Annotated in this window: 14 protein-coding genes, 3 tRNA genes and 1 pseudogene; 14 read left to right on the forward strand and 4 right to left on the reverse strand. The window is 66.6% G+C overall.

From position 1 onward, the window contains the following. Positions 1–952, reverse strand: a pseudogene (locus tag G6034_RS17190) (hypothetical protein); the annotation flags it as partial. A gap of 223 nt (positions 953–1175) precedes the next feature. Further along, positions 1176–1583 carry a metallopeptidase family protein gene (locus G6034_RS17195; RefSeq protein ID WP_246296207.1) on the reverse strand — a complete coding sequence of 136 codons (408 nt, stop codon included), beginning with the start codon at positions 1581–1583 and terminating at the stop codon, positions 1176–1178. A 146-nt stretch (positions 1584–1729) separates the two neighbouring features. Between G6034_RS17195 and G6034_RS17200 the strand changes: the two genes are divergently transcribed. The 14 genes from G6034_RS17200 (at position 1730) to G6034_RS17265 (ending at position 9843) form a co-directional block, all read left to right on the forward strand. Further along, a tRNA-Glu gene (locus G6034_RS17200) sits at positions 1730–1802 on the forward strand. A gap of 107 nt (positions 1803–1909) precedes the next feature. After that, positions 1910–1983: transfer RNA gene (locus G6034_RS17205), tRNA-Asp, on the forward strand. Positions 1984–2044: 61 nt separating this feature from the next. Then, positions 2045–2120, forward strand: a tRNA-Phe gene (locus tag G6034_RS17210). A gap of 111 nt (positions 2121–2231) precedes the next feature. Then, positions 2232–2768, forward strand: coding sequence for an Asp23/Gls24 family envelope stress response protein (locus tag G6034_RS17215; protein ID WP_176636336.1), 537 nt, complete (start codon positions 2232–2234; stop codon positions 2766–2768). Beyond that, on the forward strand, positions 2765–2956 hold the full coding sequence (locus G6034_RS17220; protein WP_176636337.1) for a hypothetical protein: 192 nt from the start codon (positions 2765–2767) through the stop codon (positions 2954–2956). Before G6034_RS17215 ends, G6034_RS17220 begins: the two co-directional genes overlap by 4 nt. Then, positions 2953–3330, forward strand: a complete 378-nt coding sequence (locus tag G6034_RS17225; protein WP_176636338.1) for a hypothetical protein — start codon at positions 2953–2955, stop codon at positions 3328–3330. The genes G6034_RS17220 and G6034_RS17225 overlap by 4 nt, the downstream gene beginning before the upstream one ends. Continuing rightward, a complete protein-coding gene (locus tag G6034_RS17230; protein ID WP_176636339.1) occupies positions 3327–3902 on the forward strand; it encodes a DUF6286 domain-containing protein in 576 nt (191 codons plus the stop codon). The genes G6034_RS17225 and G6034_RS17230 overlap by 4 nt, the downstream gene beginning before the upstream one ends. Then, complete coding sequence (locus tag G6034_RS17235; protein ID WP_176636340.1) at positions 3899–4519, forward strand: hypothetical protein; 621 nt, start codon at positions 3899–3901, stop codon at positions 4517–4519. Before G6034_RS17230 ends, G6034_RS17235 begins: the two co-directional genes overlap by 4 nt. Positions 4520–4589: 70 nt before the next feature. Further along, on the forward strand, positions 4590–4874 hold the full coding sequence (locus G6034_RS17240) for a hypothetical protein (RefSeq protein WP_176636341.1): 285 nt from the start codon (positions 4590–4592) through the stop codon (positions 4872–4874). A 314-nt stretch (positions 4875–5188) separates the two neighbouring features. Beyond that, the gene (locus G6034_RS17245; RefSeq protein WP_176636342.1) at positions 5189–6487 is read left to right on the forward strand and encodes an ABC transporter substrate-binding protein; all 1299 of its coding nucleotides are present in this window, start codon (positions 5189–5191) and stop codon (positions 6485–6487) included. 137 nt (positions 6488–6624) lie between these two features. Then, the gene (locus G6034_RS17250) at positions 6625–7644 is read left to right on the forward strand and encodes a carbohydrate ABC transporter permease (RefSeq protein WP_425485543.1); all 1020 of its coding nucleotides are present in this window, start codon (positions 6625–6627) and stop codon (positions 7642–7644) included. A 1-nt stretch (position 7645) separates the two neighbouring features. Beyond that, entirely contained in the window at positions 7646–8524 is an 879-nt protein-coding gene (locus G6034_RS17255; RefSeq protein WP_176636344.1) for a carbohydrate ABC transporter permease, read from the forward strand. Next, positions 8525–8782, forward strand: coding sequence for a hypothetical protein (locus tag G6034_RS17260; protein ID WP_246296209.1), 258 nt, complete (start codon positions 8525–8527; stop codon positions 8780–8782). A gap of 47 nt (positions 8783–8829) precedes the next feature. After that, positions 8830–9843 carry a LacI family DNA-binding transcriptional regulator gene (locus G6034_RS17265; protein ID WP_176636345.1) on the forward strand — a complete coding sequence of 338 codons (1014 nt, stop codon included), beginning with the start codon at positions 8830–8832 and terminating at the stop codon, positions 9841–9843. Between the two features lie 81 nt (positions 9844–9924). Here the strand turns inward: G6034_RS17265 and G6034_RS17270 are convergent, their stop codons facing one another. Both G6034_RS17270 and G6034_RS17275 read right to left on the reverse strand, forming a co-directional pair. Next, positions 9925–10767: a DUF8083 family protein gene (locus G6034_RS17270; RefSeq protein ID WP_176636346.1), complete on the reverse strand. Its 843-nt coding sequence runs from the start codon at positions 10765–10767 to the stop codon at positions 9925–9927. Positions 10768–10770: 3 nt separating this feature from the next. After that, on the reverse strand, positions 10771–11574 hold the full coding sequence (locus G6034_RS17275) for an exodeoxyribonuclease III (RefSeq protein ID WP_176636347.1): 804 nt from the start codon (positions 11572–11574) through the stop codon (positions 10771–10773). Positions 11575–11580: the final 6 nt, after the last annotated feature.

Below are 11580 nucleotides of genomic sequence, written 5' to 3' on the forward strand. Positions count from 1 at the left end.
GCTGCTGCGCGCCGCTTCCCGCCGGGCTCGCCTGCCCGGCTTGCGCGGACTGCCCCGCCGGCGCAGGCGCAGGCGCGGCTGGCGGAACGGGCGTGGGGGCGGCGGCCGAGTCCTTGATTTGCTGGGCGAGGGCGGCATCGCGGGCCTGTCGTTCCAGCCCGTCCACACGCGCCCCCTCGAGGGTCACCGTCGTGTTGTGCAACGTTGCGAGCTGTCGGAGCAGGAGGTCGCGCTGGGCCTGGTTTTCCTTGACTGCGGCGGTCAGGGCGTCCGTGGCGGACTTGGCCGCCTGCTTGGATTCCGCGGCGGTCGTGGCCGCCTGGTCCGCAGCCTTTTGAGCCTCGGCTGCCTGGGCCTGGAGGGCGTCCGACGTGGAGGAGGCCGCCGCGGCCGAGTCAAAGGTGTTGGCCCGTTCCGTGGACAGGGCCATCAGGGTGGAGGCCTGGTACATGGTGTCATTGGCGCTGGAGCTGCCGAGAAATGCCTGCATGCTCAGGTTGAGTCCGCCATTTTTGTACAGGTTCCCGGCCAGTTGTCCCAGCTGCGCCCGCGCGGTCTTGTATTCCTTCGCCGCTGCCGCCGCCTTTGCCTTGGCGGTCTGTGCATCCGCCTGCCGCTGCTGCAGGGCGACCAGGGCATTGGTGTAGTCATTGTTGGCGCGCACGGTGCCCGCGAGCGATCCCTGCAGGCGGTCGTTGGCCGAGCTGAGGAGTGCGTCAATCCTGGCCGATTCCGCCGCGGTTGCCGACTCCGACTTCTTCGCGTTGGCAATGTCATCGGCGCTGGGAATGGCCGGCGCCTGGGCAACGCTGCCATGGAACGACGCCGGCGCGGCCGCTGCGGCAAGCGCACCCTGGGCGGGGGCCGCCACGGCGGGGGAAAGTACGGCGGTCGTGGCCAATGCCGCACAGGCGAAGGCGGTTGTCCCGCGTACCACGAACGAAATGCCCATCCTGAAGACCTCATAGCAACTTGGTTCCGTTATTGCCGGGCGACAATTCCTGCCCGAGCGCCCTAATGGAAGCGCGGCAATTTACACAGCACACATGACACTACGGCCCCAGAGTTCGCTTTGGCAACACCAGTAACACCAGCCTCATGAACAACATCGGTGTAACAACAACGGTGTTATTTCAACGATTTAATTTAATGGATTGAAATGAATTCCCGCACGGCTACCCCCAGCCCAGCTCGTGCAGGCGTTCGTCGCTGATGCCGAAGTGGTGCGCAATCTCGTGCACCACGGTCACCGTGACCTCGTGGATGACCTCCTCGCGCGAGGAACAAATGTCCAGGATGGGCTGGCGGTAAATGGTGATGCGATCGGGCAGGGAGCCCGCGCCCCACCAGGAGTCCCGCTCCGTCAAGGGGGTCCCTTCGTACAGGCCCAGCAGCACCATGCCCGGATCCTCGTCCGGCCGCGGGACGTAGTCGTCCTCCACGAAGACAGCCACGTTGTCCATCTGTGCGCTGATGTCCGCAGGCATTTGGGCCAGGGCGGCCTCCACGGCGGCGTCAAATTCGGCTGCACCCATCCGGAACGGGCCAAAGGATGGAATGGCGGCCAGGGGGTCGTGGTTCATGGCACCAGCCTAGTGTCCGGCCCCGCGCGTGTTCTGCCGCACAGTGCTCCTTGTTCGTTTTGTGTTCTGGGCCAATAGGCCCTATAGTTTTTCAAGTCCACTGCGGACGGCGCGCGGGAACCTGTGGGCTGGACGTGAGTGACGATGCCCCCATCGTCTAGCGGCCTAGGACACCGCCCTTTCACGGCGGCGGCACGGGTTCGAATCCCGTTGGGGGTACTTTGCGAGATGGATGGTAAATCCGGCCCTAAAAGGCTGGTAAGCTATTACTCGTGAATTTCGCGTGAATGCGCGAAAATCGGCAACACAAAGCAGTAAAAAAGTATGGCCCTGTAGCGCAGTTGGTTAGCGCGCCGCCCTGTCACGGCGGAGGTCGCGGGTTCGAGTCCCGTCAGGGTCGCTGAGGTTTCCTGAAATGATTTTCAGGGGATCTGGTGACAAAGGCTTTCGCAGTTCACCAAGGCTCTGTAGCTCAGTTGGTAGAGCGTTCGACTGAAAATCGAAAGGTCACCGGATCGACGCCGGTCGGAGCCACCACATAAAAACCCCTTAGCAATAAGGGGTTTTTTTGCTTTAACCGGTCCGGCGTTGCCCCCCAACTTTTCGGTGCATAGGCTTACCGTAAAGAAATAGGGACAAGGAGCTTTCATGGACGGGCCAAGCCAACTTCCACCAGCACCTCATGCAATTCCAACACCTGCGCCGCTTCCGGAGGGCCGGGCACAGGGCCGCACCGTCATAGGCGACACGGCCGTGGCCAAGGTGGTGGGAGTGGCCGCCCGCGGCGTCGAAGGCGTCCATGCCCTCGGATCCGGTGCCTCGCGCTCCCTCGGCGCCATCCGGGACGTGGTGGGCGCCACCGACCTCACCCAGGGCGTACGCGTTGAAGTGGGCGAGTCCCAGGTCGCGGTTGACCTGGTCCTCGTGGCCATTTACGGCTACCCGCTTCAGGAACTCGCAAACACCGTCCGCGCCGCCGTCTACAACGCGGTGGAGGGGTTGGTGGGCCGCGATGTCATTGAAGTGAATGTTGAAATCACTGACGTTCACATTCCATCCGCCGAACCGGAACGGCAGCCGCCCCGGCCCAAATTCTCCGAACGCCTTGGCGCCGCGGCCCGTCCGCCGGCGGTGAACCAGCCCCCGGCCGGCGCGGCCGCAATGAATGAGGTGGAGCAGCCGTGAACCTGACCGTGGTGTGCGCAGCGTTTGGCGCCTTCCTGGCGTATATGGCGTTTAGCTTCGGCTTCTGGGGCTTCGTCATTGGCGCCCTGTTCGTCGCCGTCGGCGCGTTTGTGGGCAGGGCCGCCGGAGGCAAGCTGGACTGGCGCGGGGTCCTCGATGCCCTCACCGGCCGGCGTTCGTCGTCGTGACGGGCACCGTCGTGGACACCGAGCGCCTGCTGTCGGGGCACACCCGGATCAGCACCCAGGCCTTGACCTCCGTGGCGCGGGCCGCCGCGGCCGACGTCTTCGACGTGGCGCCCCCTTCCGTGCGCGTGTCATGGGCGGACGACGCCGGTTCGCTGGCCCTGTCCGTTGCCTCGCCCATCGCCGTCCCTTCGCTGGGCGCGGTGCGGCGGCACCCGGAACGGGTCGCCAATACCGGGGGAGCCATTGCGGAACGGGCCTCGGCGGCGAAGCTGGCCATCCTGGCCCAGGTGGAGCGCCTGACCGGATCGCAGCTCAGCCGCGTGGACATCCGCATTTCCGGCATCCTGCCCTCGGACGAGGGGCGGGTCCAATGACCCAACCTGCAGCGCGCATCGTCAAGAGGGAGACCCATTCGTCCAGGGCCCCCCTGTCCGTGGTCGTCGCCGTGCTCGTGACGCTGCTGGCGGTCTATGGACTGTTGGAGGCAATCCTGCGGGCAGTGGGCCAGCCGCCGTGGCTGGTGGACCCGGTGACCGCGGCCCGCCGGCTGGCCGCACTGCCGGAGGGCATCAGCCCCGTGCTGTTGGGCACCATCGGCGTCCTGCTGTTCCTGCTCGGCCTGATTTGCCTAGGCCACGCTGTCCTGCCGGGCCGCCGCGCCCGGCACACCATTGCGGATCCCCGCGTGGCCATCGTGGTGGACGACGAAGTCATCGCCTCCGCGCTGGCCAGGAGGGCGCGGCTCGCCGCCGGCGTGACGCGCGAACAGGTCATGGTGGTGGTGTCGGCCCGGGCGGTGCAGGTCAATGTCCGGCCGACCTCCGGCATCCGCCTGGACGAGTCGCGCATCCGTGCCGCCGTCGAGGCGGAACTGGCGCAGATGGCCCTGGAACCCGATCCTGCCGTGACGGTACGGTTGTCCACCAGCGGGGTGATCGGCGTATGAACGGCACCCCTCGCGGACTCAACAGGGCTCTGTTGGCGATCGCCGGCCTGGTGCTGGCGGCGCTCGGGACGGGCCTGGCGGTGCTCGCCTGGGTTCCTGCCGTCGCACTCCGCTGGCAGGACTGGGCCGGTCCGCAGGTGGCCGGGCTCAGCGCCCTTGCCGCACGGACGCGGCTGGCCCCCGGCGCCGGCAGCTGGATCTGGCTCGTGGTGGCCGCCTGCCTGCTGGTGCTCGTGATTGCCATGGTGGCCTGGGTGGCCAACCAGGGCAAGGGGCGCACCAACATCCTGTTCCAGCGTGACGGCGCCGCGGACGACGACGGCGCCGCCGGCACAGTGGTGCTCAGCAGCGCAATCGCCGAGCAGTCACTCAAGGCGGCGCTCCTTGAACGGGGCGACTTGCTGGGCGTGTCCGTGACGAGCTATGACTTCCGCGGACAGGCTGCAGTGCGCGTCCGGGTGCTGCCGCGCCAAGGCGTCGCACCGCATGAAGTTGCCGCGGACATAGCATCACTGGTGGAGGCAATGGACACGCTGCTGGGGGTACAGGTCCCGGTACTTCTCAGCCTGGGGTCCGGGCCGAGGTCCCGGTTCACGAAAGCCGAACGCGTCCGCTAGTCTGGGTGCCATCACCCATGGGTGCAATCCATGCCTGGGGGCGCGAAGGTACTACAGCAGGGAGAACCACATGAGCGAGGGCAATTCAGAAAAACCACTGGACTCGGCGAAGGAGTCTGCCGGCGACGCGGCGGAGCACGCCAAGCACTTTGCCGAGGACGCCACGGAGAACGTGAAGGAGTTTGCCGGCGACGCGGCGGAGAACGTGAAGGAGTTTGCCGGCGACGCGGCGGAGAACGTGAAGGAGTTTGCCGGCGACGCGGCGGAGCACGCCAAGCACTTTGCCGAGGACGCCGCGGAGAACGTGAAGGGGCTCGGCGCCAAGATCGCCGGCCTCTTCAAGCGCGGCAAGTAGGCCCGGGCCCACACCGGGGGAGGGCGGCGGGCATCCAGGGAACTGGATGCCCGCCGCCCTCCTCTTTTTCTGCCCGGCCGCGGCACGCCCGGCCGCGGCACGCCCGGCCGCGGCACGCCCGGCCGCGGCACGCCCGGCCGGGCAGGAAACGGCCGGAGGGGGCATTCGATAATGAAATGGTCACAATCTTGCGTAAGCGCTTGCACTCGCGATCGTCGTTGCCTAGAGTGATGCACATCACCCGGGGGCCGTGCTGCGGCACGGCTCCGGCAAGTTCATGATGAAACGTTTTCACTGACGGGAAAGAGCGTGGAATGAGACATTCAAGGAAGTTTGCATCGCTTGCGGCAGTCTCGGTCCTGGCGATGACGCTGGCCGCATGCGGCGGCGGAGGCTCGGGCGGGGGCTCGACGTCGGGCGGGCTCAGCGGCGATGCGGGCGCCAACCTGGACGGCCGCGGACCCATCACCTACGTCCAGGGCAAGGACAACTCGAACGTTGTCCGCCCCCTCGTGGACAAGTGGAACGCGGACCCGGCGCACAAGAATGAACAGGTCACCTTCAAGGAGCAGTCGGACAAGGCGGACCAGCAGCACGACGACCTCGTCCAAAACTTCCAGGCCAAGAACACCGGCTACGACGTCGTCGACGTGGACGTGGTCTGGACGGCGGAGTTCGCCGCCAAGGGCTGGCTGCAGCCGCTGAAGGACAAGCTGGCCTTCGACACCACCGGCTTCCTGCCGGCCACGGTCGCCACGGCCACCTACAAGGGCACCCTCTACGCGGCCCCGCAGACATCCGACGGCGGCATCCTCTACTACCGCAAGGACCTGGTCCCCACCCCGCCCAAGACCTGGGACGAGATGATGGGCATGTGCCCCATCGCCAAGAAGAACAACATTGACTGCTACGCCGGCCAGTTTGCGCAGTACGAGGGCCTGACCGTCAACGCGGCCGAGGCCATCAACACCGCCGGCGGCGTCATCGTGGACAAGAACGGCAAGCCGGCCGTGAACACTCCCGAGGCCAAGGCCGGGCTGACCAACCTGGTCCAGGCCTTCAAGGACGGCAACATCCCGAAGCAGGCCATCACCTACCAGGAAGAGCAGGGCCGCCAGTCCTTTGAAGCCGGCAAGCTGCTGTTCCTGCGCAACTGGCCCTACGTGTACAACCTGGCCAAGACCGACGGCTCGTCCGTGGTCAAGGACAAGTTCGGGATCGCCCCGCTTCCGGGCAAGACCGGCCCCGGCGCCTCCTCCCTGGGCGGACACAACATCGCCATGAGCGTCTACAGCAAGCACAAGGCAACGGCCATGGACTTCATGAAGTTCATGACGAACGAGGAAACCGAGAAGTTCTACGCCACGCAGGGGTCGCTCGCACCGGTCCGCGCGGACCTGTACGCCGACAAGGACCTGGTCAAGCAGCTGCCTTACCTGCCTGTCCTGCTGACGTCCATCCAGAACGCCGTGCCCCGTCCGGTCTCGCCGTTCTACCCGGCCGTCACGCAGGCCGTCCAAATCAACGCCTATGCCGCACTCAAGGGTGACAAGACCGTTGACCAGGCCCTGACCGACATGCAGGCTGCCCTCGCGGCAGCCGGCTCGCAGTAGGCCGGAGCCGCGCCGTTTCCAGCCGGTAAACGGTAACCAAGGACGACGGCGGCCCGCGCACCTGGGTGCCCGGGCCGCCGTCGTCCCTGCAAAAACTCCCATGCAGTCGGCACTCAAGGAAAGGACCGGGCATGTCAATGCAAGCTGAGCCGCTGACCCGTCGCGGCAAGAAGGGAACGGGCGCGGGACCTGAGAACAAGGAAGTCGGGCAGGACCGGAAGCAAAAGACGCAGGGACGGGCGGCGGCGCTGCTGATCATCCCGTCGATGATTGTGCTGGGCATCGTGATCGTCTATCCGGTGGTCGACGCCATCGTCATGTCGCTCCAAAAGGACGCCGGGCTGGACCCCGCGACCGGGTCGTTCGTGGCTGGCGGATTTGCCGGGCTCTACAACTACATCCACTGGATACTCCAGCAGTGCAACACTCCAGGCGGCCAGGCCTCCTGCCCGGCAGGGACACTCGGATCGCAGTTCTGGTCCGCCACCGGCACCACGTTCCTGCTCACCGTCATCACGGTGGCGCTGGAGACGGTCATCGGGTTCTGGATGGCCATCATCATGTCCCGGACGTTCCGCGGACGCAGCGCCCTGCGCGCCGCGGTGCTGGTGCCGTGGGCGATCCCGACGGCCGTGACGGCCAAGCTGTGGTTCTTCATCTTTGCCTTTGACGGCATTGCCAACACGCTCTTTCACACCTCCATCCTGTGGACAGGCTCCGAAGTCCCGGCCCGGAGCGCGATCATCATTGCCGACGTCTGGAAAACAACGCCGTTCATGGCGCTGCTGATCCTGGCCGGCCTGCAAATGATCCCGGACCAGGTGTACGAGGCGGCGAAAGTGGACGGCGCCACGGCCTGGCAGCGCTTCACCCAGATCACGCTGCCGCTGGTCAAGCCGGCCCTGATGGTGGCGATCCTGTTCCGCACCTTGGACGCACTCCGGATGTATGACCTCCCGGCCATCATGACGGCGGGGGCGAACGGGACCACCACCTTGTCCATCCTGGTGGTGAACCAGATCCGCATCGGCTTCAATTCGGCCGCCGCGCTGTCCACCATCACCTTCCTGATCATCTTCATCGTGGCGTTCATCTTTGTCCGCTTCCTCGGGGCGAACGCCGTCGAATCGGCCACCAACTCGGGAAAGGTGAAGTGAGATGAGCGTTTCAACGCTAGATCCGAGGGCCGCAAAGGCCGTCGCCCGCCGGCGGGAACGCTGGGCCAGTTCCCGCACCTACATCAGTGCGGCCATCATCCTCATCTGGTGCCTGCTGCCCTTCTACTGGATGATCGTCACGGCCTTCCGCGACGTCGGCTACACCTTCGACCCGACTCCCTGGTTTACGCATGTCACCTGGGACAACTTCACCACGGTGTTTTCCGAGAGCCTGGGCAACCACTTCGCGCGGAACCTGTTGAACTCGCTGATTGTCGCCAGCGCCACCACGGCCGTGGCCCTGCTCTTCGGCGTGTTTGCCGCCTATGCGCTGGCCCGGCTGGAGTTCCGCTTCAAGTTCCTGGTGCTCGGCTTTGTGCTGGGCGCCTCGATGTTCCCCGGCGTCGCCATCGTCACCCCGCTGTTCCAGCTTTTCACCAACATTGGCTGGTTCGGCACCTACCAGGCGCTGATCATCCCGAACATTTCCTTCGTGCTGCCACTGACCGTTTACACGCTGACGTCCTTCTTCCGCGAAATGCCGTGGGAACTGGAGGAGGCAGCGAGGATTGACGGCTGCACCCAGGGCGAGGCGTTCCGGAAGGTCATCATGCCGCTGGCCGCGCCGGCGGTCTTCACCACGGCCATCCTGGCCTTCATCGGGGCCTGGAACGAGTTCCTGATCGCCAGCCAGCTCTCCAGTGAGGCAACCAAGACGGTCACCGTGGCCATCGCCTACTTTGCCGGCTCGCAGCCACACCAGGAGCCGTACACGGCCGTCATGGCTGCCGGAACCGTGGTCACCATCCCGCTGGTGATCCTGGTGCTGGTGTTCCAACGCAAGATCGTGGCCGGACTGACCGCAGGGGCGGTGAAGTAATTGGGCAGCCGCAGGCAGAAGGGTTCGGGACTGCACGCCCCCGCCTCCCGGCAACGCAGTGCCGAGGACTTCGACTTGATCATCGGGTTCCTCGGATTCTGGGCCCTGGTGGTCCTTGCCGTCACGGTCTGGATGGAGGTGACCGGGCAGCCGGCCCTGCTGTGGGCCATGGGGCTGCTGGCCCTGGTGTTGGGACTGTGGGGCATGGTCAGGCTCCGCCGGCAACTGCCGGCGCGCACCGCGCGGAGGCCCCGCTGACCAGGGGGCGCCAGTAGTCCAGCAACACCGGAGGGGGAGAGTCGAAGATGGGCGTCAGCATAGACGATGTTGCCGCGCAGGCCCACGTCTCGACGGCCACCGTGTCCCGTGCGCTGAGGGGCCTGCCGCGGGTCAGCGAGGCCACGCGTGCCAAGGTGCTTTCGGTTGCCGCCGAGCTGGGCTACGTTCCCTCGCCGTCTGCCAGCGGCCTGGCCACGGGGCGCACCAGGACCATGGGGGTGCTGGTGCCGTTTGTGGACCGCTGGTACTTTGGCCATGCCATTGAGGGGATTGACCAGGTGCTGCGCGAGAACGGCTACAACCTCCTGCTGTTCAGCCTGGGCGGCTACGTCCACGGGCAAAAGCGCAGCTTCACCGAGAGCATGGTGCGCAAGCAGATTGACGCGCTGTTGGTGCTGTCGCTGGGGCTCTCGGAGGAGGAGCTGCGCCAGCTCCACCACACTGAGATCCCGCTGCTTTCAGTCGGTGGGCCGGTGGTCGGCTGCAGCGGCGTTTACATCGACGACGGCGCGGCCGCCACGGCGGCCATGGACCACCTGCTCGGCCTGGGCCACCGCCGGATCGGGCACTTGAGCGGCGGCGTCCAGGACGAGAGGAACTTCAAGGTCCCGGCGCTGCGTACCCTGGCCTACCGGACGGCCATGGAGCGGGCCGGCCTGGAGGTCAGGCCCGACTGGATTGCGGCGGGGGACTTTACGGTGGCCGAGGGCGTGCGCGCCGCGGTTCAAATTTTCGATGCGCCGGGTGAACTCCCCACAGCGCTGTTCTGCGGCTCGGACGAGATGGCGCTGGGCGCCATGTTTGAGGCGCAGCGCCGTGGCATCCGCATTCCCGAGGAACTCTCCGTGGTGGGCATCGACGACCACGACTTTTCGGCCCCGGCCGGGCTGACGACCATCGCCCAGAAGCCGTGGCACCACGGGCGCGCCGCGGCCACCATGCTGTTGGCAGAGCTCGCTGGCGCAACAGGCGCCACGCGGGACACCCTGATGCCCTTCGAGTTGGTTGTCAGGCACAGCACCGCCCCGCCGCCCGGGTGACCGCGTCGGGACCCGGTGGTCGAGCAGCGAGCCCTGCGAGCGCGTCGAGACCTCGACAGGCCCGACCACCGGAAGCCGGTGTCAGTTGGCGCGGGCCAGCTGGCGGATGGGCATCCAGCGGCGGGCCAGGCGGCGGTAGGCTGCCGCGGCACCGGTGAGGTCGCCGTCGGCCAGGCACTGCAGGCCGGCGTGCACGTCGGCGGGTGATTCGTCGGGGTGCACGCGGTTGGCCACGGGACCGTAGTCGAGCTCCACCATGCCGTCGTCGCTGAAGGCGTCCAGCCAGCCGTGCAGTTCGTCGAGCTCTTCAAACAGGTCCAGGTCCGGGGCCATCTCGGCCAGCATCTTCAGCGTTCTCCCGGACCGTTCCACCGCCAGGGGCAGCGGCACCTGGATGCGCACGGTCAACACCCGGCCGTTGGCCTCCACCACCTCCATGCGGTCGTTGGCGTAGACCAGCGTGAACCAGCTGAACGGGATGCCCCACGTCGACGTGCGTGTCTGCAGCATGTCCCCGGGCACCGGCGAGGTCTCCATGCGCTCCAGGTGCAGGTCCCATTCGGAGTCGGGCACCACCAGCCTGGCCAGCGGCGCCATTGGCCCGCTCAGCAGCTCCGTGGTGGCGGAAATGGAGCGGGCCACCACCTGGTTGGGGGCGTACAGCAAAGGTGCGCCCTCGCCGGCCTGGAACACGCGCACCCGGTCCACGGCCGGCGTCGGCAGGGGGTTGGCCGTGGACCGGCTGACCCTGCCCAGCGAATCCGCCAGCTCCTGCGCATCCACCGTGACGGAATTCTGGTCGTCGTCGAGGCGCGCGCGCAGGTACCTGAATTGTTCGGGCGTGTAGGAATCGCGGGGCAGGTAGACACGCAGGCTGGAGACGAACGGCAGCTGCACCCCGCCCAAATACAGCCCGTTGCGCATGGCCTAGCCCAGTTCCACGATCACCGGTGCGTGGTCCGAGGCGCCCTTGCCCTTGCGCTCCTCGCGGTCAATTTCGGCGCCTGTCACGCGTGCGGCCAGGGCCGGGGAGGCCATGATGAAGTCGATCCGCATGCCCTCCTTTCTGGGGAAGCGCAGCTGCGTGTAGTCCCAGTAGGTGTAGACGCCGGGGCCCGGGTGCAGGGGGCGCACGACGTCGGAATACCCTGCCGCTTCAAAGGCGCCAAACGCCGCACGTTCGGGTGCGCTGACGTGCGTCAGGCCCTGCTCAATGAAGAAATTGATGTCCCAGACGTCGTCGTCCCGGGGCGCGATGTTCCAGTCCCCCATCAGCGCAACCTGGGCGTTTGGGTCCGCGGCCAGCCACCCCGCGGCCTGGTTCTTCAGTTCGTCCAGCCATTGCAGCTTGTACGGCATGTGCTCGTCGTCGAGGGCCCGGCCGTTGGGCACGTACAGGCTCCAGACCCGCACCCCGTTGCAGGTGGCGGCGATGGCGCGGGCCTCCTGGACGGGGTCCTTGCCGCCCTTGCCAAACGCTGGCTGCCCGGCGAAGGTGCGCTCCACGTCCGTCAGGCCCACCTTGGAGGCAATGGCCACGCCGTTCCACTGGCTGAAGCCGAAGTGCGCCACCTCGTAGCCGTTGTTTTCAAAGAGTTCCCAGGGGAAGTTCTCGTCCTTGCACTTGGTTTCCTGGATGGCCAGCACGTCGGCGTCGGTGCGGCGCAGCCAGTCTTCCACGCGATCGGCGCGGGCGCGGAGCGAATTCACATTCCAGGTAGCAATCTTCACGCCTTC

Origin of the sequence: Arthrobacter wenxiniae, from assembly GCF_013376105.1 — a bacterium.
Lineage (GTDB): Bacteria > Actinomycetota > Actinomycetes > Actinomycetales > Micrococcaceae > Specibacter > Specibacter wenxiniae.

Bases quoted from the DNA above. Each gene is read 5' to 3' on its own strand.
- G6034_RS17195 (WP_246296207.1), bottom strand. From the start codon at position 1,583: ATGAACCACGACCCCCTGGCCGCCATTCCATCCTTTGGCCCGTTCCGG.
- G6034_RS17215 (WP_176636336.1), top strand. From the start codon at position 2,232: ATGGACGGGCCAAGCCAACTTCCACCAGCACCTCATGCAATTCCAACA.
- G6034_RS17230 (WP_176636339.1), top strand. From the start codon at position 3,327: ATGACCCAACCTGCAGCGCGCATCGTCAAGAGGGAGACCCATTCGTCC.
- G6034_RS17235 (WP_176636340.1), top strand. From the start codon at position 3,899: ATGAACGGCACCCCTCGCGGACTCAACAGGGCTCTGTTGGCGATCGCC.
- G6034_RS17240 (WP_176636341.1), top strand. From the start codon at position 4,590: ATGAGCGAGGGCAATTCAGAAAAACCACTGGACTCGGCGAAGGAGTCT.
- G6034_RS17245 (WP_176636342.1), top strand. From the start codon at position 5,189: ATGAGACATTCAAGGAAGTTTGCATCGCTTGCGGCAGTCTCGGTCCTG.
- G6034_RS17250 (WP_425485543.1), top strand. From the start codon at position 6,625: ATGCAAGCTGAGCCGCTGACCCGTCGCGGCAAGAAGGGAACGGGCGCG.
- G6034_RS17255 (WP_176636344.1), top strand. From the start codon at position 7,646: ATGAGCGTTTCAACGCTAGATCCGAGGGCCGCAAAGGCCGTCGCCCGC.
- G6034_RS17265 (WP_176636345.1), top strand. From the start codon at position 8,830: ATGGGCGTCAGCATAGACGATGTTGCCGCGCAGGCCCACGTCTCGACG.
- G6034_RS17270 (WP_176636346.1), bottom strand. From the start codon at position 10,767: ATGCGCAACGGGCTGTATTTGGGCGGGGTGCAGCTGCCGTTCGTCTCC.